The sequence below is a fragment of the Flavobacterium pallidum genome (genome assembly GCF_003097535.1).
GTDB lineage: Bacteria > Bacteroidota > Bacteroidia > Flavobacteriales > Flavobacteriaceae > Flavobacterium > Flavobacterium pallidum.
This window is the reverse complement of record NZ_CP029187.1, coordinates 1,675,889-1,693,069: the sequence shown is the minus strand read 5'-3', so window position 1 is coordinate 1,693,069 and position 17,181 is coordinate 1,675,889. Positions and strand designations below refer to the sequence as shown.

Sequence of the window (17,181 nt, the reverse complement as noted above, 5' to 3'; positions counted from 1 at the left end):
AATGACCCAAAACGATTTAAACGTGCAGGAACACACGCACGCCGATCACTTTTTACATCAGTTGCGCAGCAGGACCGCCGATTCCCACAAACGGCTTGAGGAACTTCCCGTCTCCACGTCAATTACTTCCCCTAATATTACAAAGGCTTCGTATGCGCATTATCTGCAGTTGATGGGCGCCGTGATACATCAAACGGAATCTGCAATATTTCCGAAACTGGCACATGCCGTTCCCGATATTGACAACAGGCATAAATCAAAATCGATTATAGCTGATTTAAAGTTTATGGGCTACGATTTAAAATCATTCCCACCTCCTTTCACAAAGAATATTGATTCTGAAGCTTTTGCGCTTGGAATCATGTATGTCGTTGAAGGTTCTACTCTAGGCGGCCGCTTCATACTGAAGAACATTCAGCAGGCGTTGGGTTTCGAGCAGGAAGGCACGCAATATTTTTCAGGCTACGGCAACAAAACGGGCAGTTCCTGGAAACATTTCCTTGATGCATTGACCTCTTATGAAGCCAAAAATGGCCATATGGAAGAGATCATTAAAGGTGCCGATTATGCATTCACAGCCATTTATGACCACCTTAAAAGCCATTCAGGACATGAAGATTAAGGATATTGTCAATCGCGACATCGTCAATCTTACGAATTGCGAGCATGAGCCGATACATATTCCCGGCAGCATTCAGCCACATGGATTTATGATTGCTTTGGGCAAGGAAGATTTTAAGATTAATTTCTGCAGCGCCAATTCCCATGAATTTATTGAATTATCACACGAACAGCTACTCGGAAAGGAATTTAAGGCCGTTTTCGGAGATTTGGCAGACGGCATACTACAGGAATATATCAGATCATTTGCGTCAACAAACACTTCGATCCTGAAGCTAAATTTACAGGGGCAACCATTCCAGTGCACACTCCACCTCAGCGGAGATAATTACGTGCTGGAAGCCGAACCGGACACCAACAGCGTCAAAGACATTACTGATGTGTACAACCAGACAGCATCGTTCCTGTCGTATATGAACAATACCTCCACGCTCCAGGAGCTTTGCCAGTTGATTGCACAGGGCACACGCGACATTACGGGATATGACCGCGTGATGGTATATCGGTTTGATAAGGAATACAACGGTGAAGTTTTTGCGGAAGCCTGTGCCGATAACATTGAGCCCTTCCTTGGATTGCATTACCCGCATACTGACATACCGGTGCAGGCAAGGGAACTGTACCTGAAGAATTTATTGCGCCTTATCGTAGATATCAACTACAAGCCAGTTCCGATTTTCACGATCGATGATGGTACCGATAAGAATCTCGACCTGAGCCTGTCCATACTGCGAAGCACCTCCCCTATCCATGTGGAATATTTACAGAATATGGGCGTGGGTGCTACAATGACGATTTCATTGATCCATCGCGGAAGGCTTTGGGGATTGATTGCCTGCCATCACTATTCTTACAAAAACCTTACTCCCGAAATCAGGCTGGCCTCACAATTACAAGGGCAATTCATCACCTCTCAGATTGATGTAAGGCAATCGAACGAAGAATACGATCTGGCACGGCGCACGAACATTGCTCTGGAAAAACTCAACTCCAGTGAACTGCCGCCTTTAATAGAATCATTTAAAATCATCAGCGTAAATCCGGAACTGCTGAAACTTTGCAATGCCACAGGGGTGTCATTATTAATCAGCGGACAGGTTTTCAAAAACGGACTATCACCATCCGATGAAAATGTGAGAATACTATCTGAATTGTTGCGCGATTACAGCAATGACAGCACTTTTTACACAGACAAGCTCATCAATTTCGTGGGCGACCTCAAGGAGCTTTGCGAAAATATCTCTGGCGTCATTTACCATTCCCTTGGCAATAACAACAGTATCATCTGGTACCGTCCCGAGACGCTGTCGGAAGTGCACTGGGCTGGAAATCCGGACAAAGCCATCGTAAAGGACAGTAAGGGTTTACATCCAAGAAATTCCTTCAACCTCTGGAAACAGATCATCAAATGCCGCAGCAATGAATGGCTGCAGCCCGAGCTCAATGCCGCTGCGAATTATGCGCATGCGCTGCAAAAGCAGATCAGTATGCTGCTCCTGAGCCAGGAAGAGGAAAAATACCGCAACCTGAACGAGACCTTGAAGGAGGCCAATGCGGAGCTGGAAAACATCAACTGGATCAGTACGCATGATTTGCAGGAACCGCTGCGCAAAATACAATTGATTTCTTCAAAATTGATGTATAGCGAACACGAAGAACAGATTCCTCAAAACGTGATGGATTCGCTCAAACGGATGAATGTTTCCGCAGATCGTATGCAAACATTGTTGGTAGACATCCTGAAATACACGCGGATTAAAAACTCCGAAGACAGTTTTGAACCCGTCAGCCTGAACGAAATAGTGAATGAAATCGCAGATGAAGCACGTGAAGCATTCCATGAAAAAAATGGAACAATTACCGCTTCGTCATTACCCACGGTATACGGTGTGCCTTTCCTGATCAAGCAGCTTTTTTCAAACATCATCCTGAATTCACTGAAATATTCAGATGAAGCACGGAACCCTCAGATTGTGATTTCAGCTTCCGATAAACCGGTAAAAAATGCCGCTTCAAAAAACAGGTTGTCTTACGCAGTAAGCTTTACAGATAACGGCATCGGGTTTGAACCGCAATATGCCGATTCTATATTCAATATTTTCACAAGGCTTCACAGCGTGTCAGAGTATAAAGGTTCTGGTGTGGGACTGGCCCTATGTAAGAAAATCATGCAGACGCATGGCGGAAACATTACCGCAACAGGCACGCCGGGCGAAGGCAGCACTTTTACATTGTATTTTCCTGTTGGCCCGAGTGAGTAGCGCGTTCTACAACACTGTTGCAAAAAGTACCGCACACAGGCAAAGCCGTGAGGACCATGCGCGGCTGGTCCGGCTTGATTTACAATTATTGCCTGAATTGTTCAGCATTGCTTACCGCATTTCCGACAAAAACCACCATAAAGCCTGTTGGATACTGGAATTGATTATTGAAGAAGACATCAATCTGCTTACCATGCATCTCGATAATTTTTGTATATATCTTCCGCAATGGCATGCTGATGGTGCGGTACGTTCTGCTGCGAAAATAAGCATGATGGCGGCGCAGGAACATACGCGGAAAGCAAAAAATAAAGATCATTTCCTATCAGAAAAACACATTAAAATAATGTCTGAAACCTGTTTTGACTGGCTTATCGGACACGCAAAGGTCGCTACGAAAGCTTATGCCATGCGTGCACTATTTGAGTTGGGCAAATCGGAAGCATGGATTTATGGTGACCTCAAAACGATTTTAAGTGACGATTTCCACAAGCATTCTCCGGCATACCAGGGCGCAGCAAGAGATATATTGAAAAAAATCGGCAAAGATTAAAATGGTACTTTAGCGCAAAGCCAGTTGTATGTCCGTAAGATCAACCGCATTCATTCCAGCCGTTTTCAAGAACCTCACTTTCTGGGTGCTGATTGCCATCATCAGCGGTGTTTTAGTGGGGCATTTTACTCCCGAAACAGGCAAGGGAATGAAGGTCGTGGGGGATATTTTCATCAGTATCGTAAAGGTTTTCATCGCCCCGATTATTTTCCTGACCATCGTTCTCGGTATTGGCGGCATGGGCGATTTACGCAAGGTTGGCCGCATCGGCCTTAAGGCATTGCTGTATTTTGAAGTCGTGACGACTTTCGCGCTTGGTATCGGGGTTGCGGCGGCCATCATCATCAGACCGGGGCACATCAGCCGTGCAGGTCTAGACATCAACGATGCATCAGATTATACTTCCAAAGCGCAACAGGCCTTCGACTGGTGGGAATTCTTTAAAACGAACATTACCTTACAGGCCTTGATACTTGCTATTATTGTCGGGATTGCACTGAATTATTTCAGCCAAAGGGAGCGCATCGTTGCTACGCTGTATAAAATTTCCGGATTTGTCTTCAAATTGCTAAAACTCATCATGTGGCTCGCGCCGGTGGGGGCCTTTGGCGGCATGGCATATACGGTCGGGAAATTCGGTTTGCAATCATTATTGCCTTTAGGCAAACTGATGCTGACGATGTACCTGACAATGGCTATTTTCATTTTTTTAATTCTGGGAGCCATTTTGCGATTTTACAAAATCAGGATAATGGACCTGATCCGATACCTGAAGCCGGAACTGCTGATTGTACTTGGCACTTCGTCATCAGAACCCGCATTACCGAATTTAATACATAAACTCGAACGTATGGGATGCAGCAAACCTGTGGTCGGGCTGGTAGTCCCTACAGGTTATTCGTTCAATCTGGACGGCACTTCGATATACCTTTCGATGAGCGTGATTTTTCTGGCGCAATTGTATGACGTACACCTGTCGTTTACGCAAATCCTTACCATCGTAGGGTTGTTAATGATAACTTCGAAAGGTGCGGCAGGCGTTACCGGCAGCGGTTTTGTGATATTGGCTTCGACCATGACAGCCATACACAGCATCCCAATGGAAGGTTTGGGATTTATTATCGGGATTGACAAATTTATGAGCGAGGCGCGAGCTGTGACCAACTTCATGGGAAATGCGGTAGCCACCATTGCTATTTCCAAAAACGAAGGGGACTTTGTGGATAGGGAACATTCGTTGAATATAGAGTAGTTTTTTTAAAAACATAAGAAATAGATTAATAATTCTCATTATTTCATTTTTAATTAGATTTAAAATTGACAAAATGATACTTTTTAAAAGCATCATATAACATTTTGCGTAATTTTTTGCAGATATTTACATACCTTAAATCTATTATCATGAAACTTTTGAAGATTACCTTATTTTGGGTTTTGACGATGACCTGCGCCATAGGTTTTGCGCAAATTGGCATCGGAACCACTACCCCGGATGCTTCGTCAATATTAGACATCCAGTCTAGCACCCAGGGATTGCTTCCGCCACGGATGACTACGTCACAAAGGACAGCCATCGCATCACCGGCAAATGGCCTTGTCGTTTTTGACACAACACTTGGCTCTTTATACCATTACGATTTACTGACCACGTCGTGGATTAAAATCAGTGGTGAAAAGGAAGGCCGCATCAAGTACAAACTCATCAAATCGACCGATGTACTGGCTACAGTTTTGGCAGCCGAAAAAACCGCGGGAAGCAATACAAAGTATATGATGGATGTCAATACCCTTTATGAGATCAATGGGACGATCAATGTTGACTTACCCATCGAGCTGAACAATTGCTACATTATTGGGCAGGATGCCGGTGAAGACAAATTAATCAGGGCTACCGGGGACTTATTTACGGGATCCACTGGCGGCTCGATCAAAATATTAACTTTAACCGCAACTACGGGAAATGTATTCAATGTAATGGGAACGGGGTCAATTGGCGCGGGAACACAAACACAGAGCTTTATTGTACGGGATTGTATCATAAACGCTTCCGCAAATGTGGGAAAGCTGGAGAATTTCGCGCTCGTTTTTGCAAGCATTGTACAATACATCGGGAATACCACCGGAATTATTTACAAAGACATCAACAAATTGCTTTTAAGCAACGCTGCCTGGTTTGGCAACAATTCCGGGACTTATGAAACCCTGCAGGGTACGTTCGGATTGGTACAAAAACAAGGCGGATTCAGTGAAGTCATTGGTACAAAAATCGGATTTGATGTATCCTCAAACCCGGTCATCAACGGTGATGCGGTGCTTGACGGGGTCGTTTTTACAGGAACAGTAACTACAGGGAAATATGTTAATGGCTACAATCCGGCGGTTTATACCGGATTTAACTTCAACAACAACTGGTATGTAAACTCCCCAGGTATCCCCACCGAAGGCGATGCACAGTCCACAGGAACCGTTTACCTGAATCAATCCGGAACGGCACAGGCAGCCACGCCGCTCGGAACACAGGGCGTGAATACGAAACTGAACATTACAGCCGGTTTGACGGCCAATTTATTCCGCACCACAGCTACAACCAATAACAGGATTACTTATGTTGGAAAAAAGGGAAGGATTTTCCAGGTGAATTGTGCCGTAGCGTTTGATTATGTTTCCGGCACCGGAAATACCGAATACGCGTTTTTCGTAATGCGGATCCCGGCGGCCGGCGGAACAGATCCGCAGGTCCCTAGTGAAACCATCATAGATACCAATGCAGGTTATATCCAGGCATTCCCGATACAGGGTGCCGTTTACCTGAACTCCGGAGATTCCATCGAGATATGGATCAGGCGTGTGAATGCTAACTCGCAGACTTTTAAGGTGCGTACTTTCAGTATGACAATGAAATAGTATCATTATGAAACAACTTGCCACCATAGTATTAATTCTGGCCACCATGCCGGCCTTGGCCCAAATATATGTAAGCCCGAACTATTATATGTATGTCAAAGGTGAAGTGCTCTTTGTAAAACAGGATGTAAACCTGCAGTCAAGCGGCAACATCTACCTTCGAAATGAAGCACAACTGGTACAGGGTACAACGGGAGGTTCCGCAAATAAAGGGCCCGGAAAACTATCACTGTACCAGGAAGGCACTTCTGACAATTACGAATTCAATTACTGGTGTTCTCCGGTAGGGAATGCCAGCAATACTGTTGGAAATGAAAACTTCGGCATTACGATGCTGGGCCGTCCTGTCAACAATATTTCGAGTACGCCGGCCAGCATGCTGACCACTGACTCCGATGGATTTGCAAATCCCTTAACCATTTCGACATATTGGATTTACAAGTACCTTCCAACGGTATCATCATCCTGGATTACTGCGGGAAGCGCTTCCACAATAGGCCCGGGAGAAGGTTTTACAATGAAAGGAACTTCAGGCAGCGACACCAATATTGTAGAAGGAAACGGCATACAAAACAATCCTGGAAGCGCACAGCGTTATGATTTTTCGGGAAAACCGAATGACGGAAATATTTCGGTTGCGGTGGACACAGGAAAATTTACGCTCACCGGAAACCCATACCCTTCCGCATTGCACGTCAATGCTTTCCTGCTTGATGCATCCAATACGGCCTGCACCGGAATTGCTTATTATTGGGAACAGGACAAAACACTAAACACACACAATATCGGGCAATATCGGGGTGGTTACGGTACCTATTCTCCCGTTTCGCTTGGGTCATCAGGAATATATGTATCGGCTACTTTCAACACTTACAATCCCGACGGGAGCCTGAACACCACGGGAACTTCCTCGGGGCAGACATACCCCAGGAAATATGCTCCGGTGGGCCAGGGTTTCATGATCCAGGGGAACAGCAATGGCACCGTAACACTCAAAAATACGCACAGAACTTATTATAAAGAAAGCGGAAGCTTGTCGGATTTCGAAAGAATGGCGTTGGCGGTGCAGGACAGCACTGCATTGCAGCCCGTATCGCACTTCAAATTAAACATCATGCTGGAGAATGGTTCATCAAGGCAGTTAGCGCTCGCTTTTATTCCTGAAGCCACGGATGGCGTGGATTGGGGAATTGATGCTCCATTAGCCGCCGATCTTCCTGACGATGCCTATTTCCTGATTAACGATAACCCCTATGCGATTGAAGGCATCGATTTTAATATCAATAAAAGGGTCAAGGTCGGCGTGAAATCTTCCGCGTTAAGCGCTATAAAGTTTTATATTCCTGAAATTTATAATTTCGACCCGGAACAGCCGGTTTACATTTACGATGCTTTGGACCAGTCGTACCATGACATCAGGAATGATTTTTATGAAGCAAACCTGACCGCGGGAGTATCCGCTGAAAGGTTCGAGGTTACATTTGCCAGCACCAACCTCGGCATTAAGAACCAGGATACAGACAACTTTTTAATCACGCAGGACAATAAATCGCATGTATTGCGTATTGCGAATCCGGAAATGATACCTTATGATGCCGTAAATCTTTACGACATCAGCGGCAGGCTTATTATAAATACCTCAGGTACAGGCGCGGCGTATTTCATACTATCTACGGAAGGTTTAAGCGATGGCATTTACATTGTGAAAATCCTCAATTCCCGTCAGGCTGTGCAAACACAGAAAATTATGGTCACCTCCTCTGTTCAGTAAATCTTACAACTATAAACCTGAAAGCTGTAACGCAGACTTTATAAAAAAAACGGAATTTTACCAAACCTAAAATCCAAATATTATGAATGTTAAAAGACTCTTCGGAACCATCCTGACCATCCTGGGGATAATCGGGCTTATTTATGCGGCGGTTGTCTTTGCCAATACTGGCGGCGGCGTGCGCGATATTAAGGCACTTACAATTTACGGCATTCTGGGAATCGTTTTTTTCATTGCCGGCATCGGGCTGGTAAAAACCACAAAAGACGAATCATAACTTACCGTTATGCCCGGACCAGAGAAACCATCAAGAGGACATTGCCTGCTGATGGTTTTTTTTAATTCCAAATAATGCCTTCCTCCCTTGCAGACATTTATATAATCAATATCTTTACATCCGTTTTTTGGCTTATCGCCAAATATAAATTCGGATAAACACACGATCATTATGAATTACGCAGAAAATATACTGGGCACAATCGGGAATACGCCTTTGGTAAAAATCAATAAAGTAACCGCTGAAATCGATGCGCTGGTGTTGGCCAAAGTGGAAACCTTCAACCCGGGCAATTCGGTAAAAGACCGTATGGCCGTGAAAATGGTCGAAGATGCTGAAGCCGACGGAAGGCTCAAGCCAGGCGGCACCATTATCGAAGGAACTTCCGGAAATACCGGAATGGGTCTGGCGTTGGCAGCCATCATAAAAGGCTATAAACTAATTTGTGTCATCACCGACAAGCAATCGAAAGAAAAAATGGATATCCTGCGTGCGGTTGGCGCAAAAGTGATTGTGTGCCCCACTGATGTAGAGCCATCGGATCCGCGTTCTTACTACTCGGTGTCCAAAAGGCTCGGCGAAGAAACCCCGAATTCCTGGTACGTAAACCAATATGACAATTTATCGAATTCACTCGCGCATTATGAATCGACCGGTCCGGAAATCTGGGAACAGACCGGTGGTAAAGTGACGCATTTTGTGGTGGGTGTGGGTACCGGAGGAACAATTTCGGGTGTTGCAAAATATTTAAAGGAAAAAAATCCAAACATCAAATGCTGGGGAATCGACACCTATGGTTCGGTTTTCAAAAAATACCATGAAACCGGCATTTTTGACGAAAATGAAGTGTATTCATACATCACTGAAGGTATTGGCGAAGACATTTTACCAAAGAATGTCGACTTTTCGCTTATCGATGGTTTTACAAAAGTGACGGATAAGGATGCGGCCGTATATCAACGCAAACTGGCACTGGAAGAGGGAATATTCGTAGGAAACTCTGCCGGTTCAGCCATCAAAGGCTTATTGCAATTGAAAGAACATTTTAAGCCGGACGATGTAGTCGTAGTGCTTTTCCACGATTCCGGAAGCCGTTACGTCGGCAAGATGTTCAATGACGATTGGATGCGCGAAAGAGGTTTCCTTGACGAGGAAATCACCAAAGCCGAAGACGTGATCAAAGACCACATCGACAAACCGCTGGTGATCGTGCGTACTGAAGAACTCGTTTCGCATGCCATCGAAAGGATGCGTAAATACAAAATCTCGCAAATCCCTGTAATCGACATCAATGGATTTGTGGGCTCAGTCGATGAAACGGATTTGTTCCAAAGTTACATCGCCGATAAGAACGTTGCTGAAAAACCAATTAAGGAGGTCATGGGCAAACCTTACCCGATTGTAAAAGCAGGCACCCCAATTGAAGAAGTTTCCAAACTGATCAATAAGGAAAACCAGGCGGTTTTACTTGAACTTGGAAATGGCAAGCACCATATCATTACAAAATACGATATCATCGGGTCGATAAAATAATAAACCCAAAATTTCAAATTCCAGATTCCAAATTCCTAACCGCTCAAGTTTGGAATTTGGAATTTTTTTATTGTAAATTAGCTATCTAAAGCCAATTACAAACTTATCCGCCATCCAGATGAAAGAAGATTTCCTGCATTATGTGTGGAGATTCAAGAAATTTCCATTGACCGGTCTTACGACCACTTCCGGTGAAAACCTTCAAATCCTGCACACAGGACAATACCTGCAGCGCTCCGGCCCCGATTTTTTCAACGCACAAATTGTCATCGGCAACCAAAAATGGGCCGGAAATATCGAAATTCATTTAAGTTCTACGGACTGGTATATCCACAACCACCAGCACGATCCGGCTTATGACAATGTCGTGCTGCACGTGGTCTGGAACCATGATGCCCCTATTTTCCGAAAAGACAATACCGAAATTCATACGCTGGAACTACACCATTTCATTTCTCCAGGTTTAATACAAAATTACGAAGCCTTAATACGTCCGAAATCCTGGATTTATTGCGAAAAGCAATTGGCTTCAATCGACAGTTTTACCCTACAAAACTGGCTGGAACGGCTTTTCCTGGAACGGCTCGAAAGAAAGTCAGAGGCCATACTCACCTTACTGCAGCATCAAACCGGCGATTGGGAAGCAGTATTGTTTTGCTTATTGGCCAAAAATTTCGGATTGAATACGAACGGGATGTCGTTTATGGAAATGGCTCGATGCCTGCCCTTTTCGATCATCCGTAAGGAACATTTCGAAATCACCAACCTCGAAGCCCTGTTTTTCGGCAGTTGCGGTTTGTTGGAAGGCGAAAAACAAGATCAATATTTTGTGGAATTAAAATCCGCTTACCACTACCTTGCGGAGAAGTACCGATTCGAAAAACCTGAAATTACGCCACTGCAATTCTTCAGGCTGCGCCCCGATAACTTTCCTACTATACGGCTTGCACAACTCGCCATGCTGTACCATCAGAAGGAAAATCTTTTTACGTCTATCATACATTCTGAAAGCACTAATGAGATCTACAACCTGTTCAATGTATCCGTTTCATCCTATTGGCAGGGACATTATCAGTTTGACCGTGAAAATCAGTTGAAAAAACGAACGCTGACACATTCCTTTATTGATTTGGTGATTATTAATACGATTATTCCTTTCCGGTTTGCTTATGTCAAAAACCAGGGAAAAGAGACCATCGAAAACCTGATGTCGCTTTTGCAATCCATTCCGGCAGAAAGTAACAGCATCCTGGATCATTTCACCAGTTTCGGGATCAAACCGAAAAATGCGTTTGAATCACAGGCTCTTTTAGAATTGAAAAACGATTACTGCAACAAGGGCCGTTGCCTGGAATGTGCCATTGGAACAACATTACTCAAATACTAATGAAGTTAAGGTGTTGACGGATAAACCCCAATTTTATGTGTATGCAGTAAGTATTTTGAGAATTCCGAATTTTTATATTGCTGGAAAATAATCGCACCTGATGCCTGTTTCGGCATGTGACAATCGACACAATTCTTTTCAAGGTGTTTCAGCGAAATGTTTTTGGATGTTGCCGGTGTATGCGACATTGTCTTATGGCAATCCACGCACACTGGCGTAAAATATTCCGGATTTTGTTTCTTCCCGTCATGTGGTTTGTGGCAGCTCACGCAATTCAGGTTGTCACTTTTGATGAAACACTGGCTTTGCGACAACAACCCATATTGGTTCCCATGCACATCGTAATGGCCGGATTGTGGCTTAAGCCAATAATCAGAAAACTGATCCCCGGGTTTAAACGTAAAAATGGATTTCACCTTAATACCACTTACACCTGAATGGCAGATCGCACACGCATCCAGTTTCTGCTGATTATTTAATGAAGCGTATTTTACCATCGCAAAAGCAGCTTTTTCTTCCGGAAACTTCAAATGATGGGTCACATGTTTTTTGGCCGGGCCGTGGCATCTTTCGCAATCGATTCCGAATACGATGGTTTTCGGGTCGATAATATCTTCAACATCTACAGTCATAAAATTGGTCTTTTCAGAAGAAACCTTCATCACGTTGCTGCTCGCATTCGAACTATGGCAGGCATAACAATCCTTGATGACCTTCCGGCTGAAAAGGGGTTCTGTTGACGAAAATCCCGGGCTGGTGCCCCAATTTCGCGCCGAAGTATAATAGGAAACCGGCAATTCATAGGTGTTGTGATTTTCCCAATACACCGATGTCTGCGCATTCCTGGACCCGAAAACAATCCCCACGTTGAAAGCTTTCTGTTCCTTTCCATCTTTATACAATACATGGTAAATACTGTCACCGCGTTTTTCCATGACGATTTTCGCCCCGTTTTCATACGCAAATGCATTGTGCCCCTCGGAGAAATTGCCCAGCACATTTTCGGGCGTACCCGGAGCCGTCGCGCTGTAATGGGCATGCGCCAGTTCCGATTCATAGGTCGCCTTGTGGCATTGTATGCAGCTTTGCGACCCGGCATAATCAGTACCGCGCGGATCGAAATATTCTGCATCTTTGTCCACGCAGCTAAAAAGCGCTGAAGACAAAATGAAAAGCAGCAGGATTTTCTTCATGGCTGTAAATGTAGCTTTTTATGAAATATCTTAATCGGTGATTTATCGGGGGTATCGAAAAAACCTTATTTTTGTTTTCAAACCAATCGGAATGTCAATCGTTATCAGGCTTAAATATTTTTTCGAAAAGCACGGCTTCAATGCCGCGTCACGCCTCGCCGACAAACTGGGGATGCGCGCAAGCAGCGTACGCCTGTTTTTCATTTACATTTCGTTTGTGACCGCCGGGCTTTGGTTCGGCGTATACCTGACACTCGCTTTCTGGATCCGGCTCAAGGACCTGATCCGGGCAAAGCGCACGTCTGTCTTCGACCTCTGAAACTTTAAACGCCAAATATGATGTTATCTACGCCAATCAAATCATTTTTCCAATTCAATGCCGCCCAACGTTTTTCACTGATCCTGCTGCTTACGCTGGTTATATTGCTGCAGCTGTTTTACGTTTTTATGGATTTCACACCAACGGAAATCAATCCTGCAGAACAAAAACAATGGCTCGCCCTGCAGGGCAAAATCGATTCGCTCAAAGCGGTTTCTAAAAACACCAAACCGAAAATCTATCCGTTCAACCCGAATTTCATTACGGATTTCAAAGGGTACAAACTTGGCATGTCGATAGCCGAAATTGACCGTTTGCTGGCGTTCCGCAAAACAAACCGATATGTTAACTCGGCGGAGGAATTCCAGCAGGTTACTAAAATTTCCGATTCGCTGCTGGCAAAGATTTCACCTTACTTCAAATTCCCGGATTGGGTAAAAAACAAAAAGGATTTCAGCCGGCAAAATTTTTCTTTCGCTTCTGCAGAAAAGAAGAAACCAGCTGTCATAAAAGATATCAACCTGGCAACACAGCAGGATCTGATGGATGTTTATGGCATCGGGCCTGCGCTTTCTGAAAGGATTTTGAAGGAAAAAGAGAAGCTCGGTGGATTCGTCTCGATGGAACAAATGGATTTCATCTGGGGACTTTCCCCGGATGTGATCGAGAAGCTGAAACAATCGTTCCGCATTGAAAGTTTGCCTGCGATCAAAAAGATTCCGGTCAATACCGCCACCATTAAGGAATTGTCGAAAGTACCGTACCTGAATTATTACAGCGCAAAAGCCATTGTAACTTTCAGGAGTATGAATGGCGAAATCCGCAACGCTGAGGATTTGACAAAAATCAAAGATTTTCCGGTTGAAAAATTCAAAATAATTGCCCTATATTTGGGATTCTAAAAAAATCACCTAAAAAACATAGTATTATATATGAATTCGATGTACTTTTCAGAAGAGCATGACCTATTTAGGAAAAGTTTACAGGACTTTTTACAAAAGGAAGTCGTGCCACATATTGAAAAATGGGAAGCGACAGGAACAATTGAACGTTTTATCTGGAAGAAATTTGGCGAAATGGGCTTCTTTGGCATCCATTATCCTGAAGCTTATGGCGGCATGGACCTAGATTTATTTTATACCGTGATCTTACTCGAAGAACTCCAGAAAATAAGGTCATCAGGTTTTGCCGCTGCCATGTGGGCCCACGCTTATCTGGCCATGACACACCTGAATGCCGAAGGAGACGAAAGGATCAAGCAGGAATACCTGGCACCAAGCATTTCGGGCGACAAGATCGGAGCACTGTGCATTACCGAGCCTTTCGGGGGAAGCGATGTGGCAGGCATGAAAACAACAGCGACAAAAAAAGGCAATACTTACATCCTGAACGGATCGAAAACGTTTATTACCAATGGCGTTTATGCTGATTATTATGTCGTTGCCGCAAAAACAAGCCCTGAACTCGGAAATAAAGGGATTAGCATTTTTGTGATGGACACCAGCCTGAAAGGGATTTCGGCGACCAAGCTCGATAAATTAGGCTGGAGGGCATCGGACACGGCAGAAATTGCTTTTGACAATGTGGAAATCCCGGAAGAAAACCTGATGGGTGAGGAAGGAAAAGGTTTTGCTTACATGATGCAGCATTTTGCCCTGGAACGATTGATCATGGCTATAAATGCGCATGCTCGTGCCGAATATGCGATTGATTATACGATAGATTATATGTCGAGCCGTGAAGCATTTGGCACCACGATCGACAAATTCCAGGCATTAAGGCACACCATTGTAGACCATGCCACGGAAACCGCACACTGCAAATTATTTAATTATGCCACGGTCGCCCGATTGGACAAAAAAGAATATGTCGTCATGGAAGCCAGCATGGCCAAATTAAAATCCACCAAAGTAGCGGATGACACGATTTACAGCTGCCTGCAAATGCTTGGCGGTTACGGCTATATGGAAGAATACCCATTGGCACGCCTGATGCGTGACAGCCGCCTGGGACCTATTGGTGGCGGTACTTCAGAAATCATGAGGGAGATTTTATCGAAAATGATTTTTGATAAACGGAAGTATGAGCCGGCAGTGAAATAGCAGTCAGTCGCGGTTCACAGTAAGCAGTGAATTAACAAAACTCCAAATTCCAATTGATGCATGTTGATTGGAATTTTGATTTTGAAGTTTTGTGCGCGTGAGGGATGGCAGCGGAAATCCCGCAGCGAGGAACGAGCGAGGAATTGCAGTGTACAGCCCGACGGCGGCACGGTCAAACTGCCACGGCTTACTGCAAACGTTCCTGCCGCCGGCACGCCCAAAAAATAATTCAAAATTCATAATTCATAATTCAAAATAATTTTTACCTTTGCAGCCTTAACGAGAGGAGGTGTCTATATTATGTTAATTATACCAATTAAAGACGGAGAAAATATCGATAGAGCATTAAAGCGCTATAAAAGAAAGTTTGACAAGACCGGAACTGTACGCCAGTTGCGCGCAAGACAAGCATTCATTAAACCTTCTGTAACGCATAGGATGAAAATCCAGAAAGCAGCTTACATCCAGAACATGAGAGATAACTTAGAGAGTTAATATCCCGATTCTGAAAATATATTACCGTTAGTCATCAAAGTTTAATACTTTTGAGGCTAACGGTTTTTTTTATGCCACAAATCAGGGAGGCTTTTACGGATTATTTGTCGAAGGAACGGAATTACTCGCCACATACATTATTAGCGTATGACCGCGACCTGCAGGCTTTCAGCGATTTCCTGCTGGCCCATTTTGAACAGGATGATTTAGTTGATGTCAATTACAGCCAGATACGCAGCTGGATTGTTTCATTAGTAGATTCCGGGGTCTCCAATAATTCCGTGAACAGAAAAATATCCTCACTGAAAGCTTTTTATAAATTCCTGCTGAAAACACGACAGATCGAGACGAGTCCGTTGCTGAAGCACAAAGCTTTGAAAACACCAAAAAAGCTCCAGATCCCTTTTTCGGAAAAAGAGCTCGATGCGGTGCTGAACCAGATCCAATATCCCGAAGGTTATGAAGGTATTCGCGATCGGTTGATTATTGATTTGTTTTACACCACAGGCATCCGGCGTGCGGAATTAATCACGTTAAAAACTTATAATGTTGACTTTTCGAACCAGACGCTGAAGGTTTTAGGAAAAAGAAACAAGGAGCGCATCATCCCGATTTTGCCAATTATTTCCCAACAACTTCAAACCTATATAAAGGAACGTGCTTGTTTAGAACAAATTAAGGATTCCGATTTTTTCTTCCTAACGTTAAAAGGTATTAAAATGAGCGATTCGCTTGTGTATCGATTAATAAATAACTACTTTAGTAATGTCTCCGAAAAGGTAAAAAAGAGCCCGCATATCCTACGACATACGTTTGCGACTCACTTGCTGAACAACGGGGCGGATTTAAATTCGGTCAAGGAATTGCTCGGTCATTCGAGTCTTGCCTCAACGCAGGTATACACCCACAACAGTTTGGCAGAACTGAAAAAAGTATATGGGGAAGCCCATCCGAGGAACCAACGGCAATCCTGACAATGTTTAACTATTAAATTTTAGATTTATGAAGGTAAATGTTCATGCAGTTAACTTTACTGTTGACAGAAAGCTGGTAGATTTCATTCAGGAGCGAATGAATAAATTGGAAAAGTATTATGACAAGGTGGTTTCATCCGATGTTTTCCTCAAAGTAGAGAAAACAAGCGACAAGGAAAACAAGGTAGCAGAATTGAAAATACATGTTCCCGGAGACGAATTCCTCGTGAAGAAACAATGTAAAACATTTGAAGAGGCAGTAGACCTTTCCATAGAAGCAGCAGAGCGATTATTAGTTAAAAGGAAGGAGAAAATCCGAACGTTTAGTTAATCTGAATTTTTTTTGAAAAATGTTTTGATTAACAAACAAAAACATATACATTTGCAGTCCGTTAGAAATAGCGGACTTTTTTTATTGTTAATGCCGGTGTAGCTCAGTTGGCTAGAGCAGCTGATTTGTAATCAGCAGGTCGTGGGTTCGAGTCCCTCTATCGGCTCCATTTTCCCAGATAAATTCGGGATTTGTTCATTTAAATATTGGTTAAAAACGGGGAGATACTCAAGCGGCCAACGAGGGCAGACTGTAAATCTGCTGTGAGAACTTCGCAGGTTCGAATCCTGCTCTCCCCACAAAATTTTTGATTGAGACAGCGTCGAAGCTTTGCTTTCGTAAGCTGGCGAAAAAAAAAATTTGGTGAAGCTTCACCTTCACGGATTACCTCGCTACGCTCGGTAATCCTGTCGCCTCAGGAATATGTTTTCTGCTCGTCGGGCTCATAACCCGAAGGTCG

The 17,181-nt window shown here is 43.9% G+C and carries 16 protein-coding genes and 2 tRNA genes; 17 read left to right on the top strand and 1 reads right to left on the bottom strand.

The annotated features are described in order from the left end of the window. The first annotated feature begins 1 nt into the window (after nt 1). The 9 genes from HYN49_RS06810 to HYN49_RS06770 all read left to right on the top strand — a co-directional run bounded on the left by HYN49_RS06810 (nt 2) and on the right by HYN49_RS06770 (nt 11,307). Nucleotides 2-622, top strand: a complete 621-nt coding sequence (locus HYN49_RS06810; protein ID WP_108903415.1) for a biliverdin-producing heme oxygenase — start codon at nt 2-4, stop codon at nt 620-622. Beyond that, nucleotides 585-2,882, top strand: coding sequence for an ATP-binding protein (locus HYN49_RS06805; protein WP_245892286.1), 2,298 nt, complete (start codon nt 585-587; stop codon nt 2,880-2,882). The genes HYN49_RS06810 and HYN49_RS06805 overlap by 38 nt, the downstream gene beginning before the upstream one ends. Further along, the gene (locus HYN49_RS06800; protein ID WP_108903413.1) at nt 2,875-3,435 is read left to right on the top strand and encodes a hypothetical protein; all 561 of its coding nucleotides are present in this window, start codon (nt 2,875-2,877) and stop codon (nt 3,433-3,435) included. The genes HYN49_RS06805 and HYN49_RS06800 overlap by 8 nt, the downstream gene beginning before the upstream one ends. Before the next feature lie 28 nt (nt 3,436-3,463). After that, nucleotides 3,464-4,687: a cation:dicarboxylate symporter family transporter gene (locus HYN49_RS06795; RefSeq protein ID WP_108903412.1), complete on the top strand. Its 1,224-nt coding sequence runs from the start codon at nt 3,464-3,466 to the stop codon at nt 4,685-4,687. Nucleotides 4,688-4,836: 149 nt separating this feature from the next. Next, nucleotides 4,837-6,339 carry a hypothetical protein gene (locus tag HYN49_RS06790; RefSeq protein ID WP_108903411.1) on the top strand — a complete coding sequence of 501 codons (1,503 nt, stop codon included), beginning with the start codon at nt 4,837-4,839 and terminating at the stop codon, nt 6,337-6,339. A 7-nt stretch (nt 6,340-6,346) separates the two neighbouring features. Continuing rightward, on the top strand, nt 6,347-8,110 hold the full coding sequence (locus tag HYN49_RS06785; protein ID WP_108903410.1) for a T9SS type A sorting domain-containing protein: 1,764 nt from the start codon (nt 6,347-6,349) through the stop codon (nt 8,108-8,110). Between the two features lie 82 nt (nt 8,111-8,192). After that, on the top strand, nt 8,193-8,387 hold the full coding sequence (locus HYN49_RS06780) for a hypothetical protein (protein WP_108370329.1): 195 nt from the start codon (nt 8,193-8,195) through the stop codon (nt 8,385-8,387). Between the two features lie 171 nt (nt 8,388-8,558). Further along, on the top strand, nt 8,559-9,920 hold the full coding sequence (locus HYN49_RS06775) for a pyridoxal-phosphate dependent enzyme (RefSeq protein ID WP_108903409.1): 1,362 nt from the start codon (nt 8,559-8,561) through the stop codon (nt 9,918-9,920). Between the two features lie 118 nt (nt 9,921-10,038). Then, nucleotides 10,039-11,307 (top strand): DUF2851 family protein, encoded by a 1,269-nt coding sequence (locus HYN49_RS06770; protein ID WP_108903408.1) that lies wholly within the window; start codon nt 10,039-10,041, stop codon nt 11,305-11,307. A gap of 5 nt (nt 11,308-11,312) precedes the next feature. Here HYN49_RS06770 and HYN49_RS06765 read toward each other — a convergent pair whose 3' ends face one another. Next, nucleotides 11,313-12,500, bottom strand: coding sequence for a hypothetical protein (locus HYN49_RS06765; protein WP_108903407.1), 1,188 nt, complete (start codon nt 12,498-12,500; stop codon nt 11,313-11,315). 91 nt (nt 12,501-12,591) lie between these two features. Between HYN49_RS06765 and HYN49_RS06760 the strand changes: the two genes are divergently transcribed. From HYN49_RS06760 to HYN49_RS06720, 8 genes are all read left to right on the top strand, one after another. After that, nucleotides 12,592-12,819: a PspC family transcriptional regulator gene (locus HYN49_RS06760; RefSeq protein ID WP_108903406.1), complete on the top strand. Its 228-nt coding sequence runs from the start codon at nt 12,592-12,594 to the stop codon at nt 12,817-12,819. 17 nt (nt 12,820-12,836) lie between these two features. Continuing rightward, nucleotides 12,837-13,721: a ComEA family DNA-binding protein gene (locus HYN49_RS06755; RefSeq protein WP_245892284.1), complete on the top strand. Its 885-nt coding sequence runs from the start codon at nt 12,837-12,839 to the stop codon at nt 13,719-13,721. 30 nt (nt 13,722-13,751) lie between these two features. Then, entirely contained in the window at nt 13,752-14,921 is a 1,170-nt protein-coding gene (locus tag HYN49_RS06750) for an acyl-CoA dehydrogenase family protein (protein ID WP_108903404.1), read from the top strand. 300 nt (nt 14,922-15,221) lie between these two features. Beyond that, a complete protein-coding gene (gene rpsU / locus HYN49_RS06740) occupies nt 15,222-15,416 on the top strand; it encodes a 30S ribosomal protein S21 (RefSeq protein WP_108903402.1) in 195 nt (64 codons plus the stop codon). A 71-nt stretch (nt 15,417-15,487) separates the two neighbouring features. Then, nucleotides 15,488-16,390, top strand: coding sequence for a tyrosine-type recombinase/integrase (locus HYN49_RS06735; RefSeq protein WP_108903401.1), 903 nt, complete (start codon nt 15,488-15,490; stop codon nt 16,388-16,390). A 28-nt stretch (nt 16,391-16,418) separates the two neighbouring features. Further along, entirely contained in the window at nt 16,419-16,721 is a 303-nt protein-coding gene (hpf, locus tag HYN49_RS06730; protein ID WP_108903400.1) for a ribosome hibernation-promoting factor, HPF/YfiA family, read from the top strand. A 92-nt stretch (nt 16,722-16,813) separates the two neighbouring features. Continuing rightward, a tRNA-Thr gene (locus HYN49_RS06725) sits at nt 16,814-16,890 on the top strand. Nucleotides 16,891-16,939: 49 nt separating this feature from the next. Further along, a tRNA-Tyr gene (locus tag HYN49_RS06720) sits at nt 16,940-17,020 on the top strand. The last annotated feature ends 161 nt before the right edge of the window (nt 17,021-17,181 follow it).

Coding starts and splice junctions, on each gene's coding strand:
- HYN49_RS06810 (WP_108903415.1), top strand. CDS start 2: ATGACCCAAAACGATTTAAACGTGCAGGAACACACGCACGCCGATCAC.
- HYN49_RS06805 (WP_245892286.1), top strand. CDS start 585: ATGACCACCTTAAAAGCCATTCAGGACATGAAGATTAAGGATATTGTC.
- HYN49_RS06795 (WP_108903412.1), top strand. CDS start 3,464: ATGTCCGTAAGATCAACCGCATTCATTCCAGCCGTTTTCAAGAACCTC.
- HYN49_RS06790 (WP_108903411.1), top strand. CDS start 4,837: ATGAAACTTTTGAAGATTACCTTATTTTGGGTTTTGACGATGACCTGC.
- HYN49_RS06785 (WP_108903410.1), top strand. CDS start 6,347: ATGAAACAACTTGCCACCATAGTATTAATTCTGGCCACCATGCCGGCC.
- HYN49_RS06780 (WP_108370329.1), top strand. CDS start 8,193: ATGAATGTTAAAAGACTCTTCGGAACCATCCTGACCATCCTGGGGATA.
- HYN49_RS06775 (WP_108903409.1), top strand. CDS start 8,559: ATGAATTACGCAGAAAATATACTGGGCACAATCGGGAATACGCCTTTG.
- HYN49_RS06770 (WP_108903408.1), top strand. CDS start 10,039: ATGAAAGAAGATTTCCTGCATTATGTGTGGAGATTCAAGAAATTTCCA.
- HYN49_RS06765 (WP_108903407.1), bottom strand. CDS start 12,500: ATGAAGAAAATCCTGCTGCTTTTCATTTTGTCTTCAGCGCTTTTTAGC.
- HYN49_RS06760 (WP_108903406.1), top strand. CDS start 12,592: ATGTCAATCGTTATCAGGCTTAAATATTTTTTCGAAAAGCACGGCTTC.
- HYN49_RS06755 (WP_245892284.1), top strand. CDS start 12,837: ATGATGTTATCTACGCCAATCAAATCATTTTTCCAATTCAATGCCGCC.
- HYN49_RS06750 (WP_108903404.1), top strand. CDS start 13,752: ATGAATTCGATGTACTTTTCAGAAGAGCATGACCTATTTAGGAAAAGT.
- rpsU (WP_108903402.1), top strand. CDS start 15,222: ATGTTAATTATACCAATTAAAGACGGAGAAAATATCGATAGAGCATTA.
- HYN49_RS06735 (WP_108903401.1), top strand. CDS start 15,488: ATGCCACAAATCAGGGAGGCTTTTACGGATTATTTGTCGAAGGAACGG.
- hpf (WP_108903400.1), top strand. CDS start 16,419: ATGAAGGTAAATGTTCATGCAGTTAACTTTACTGTTGACAGAAAGCTG.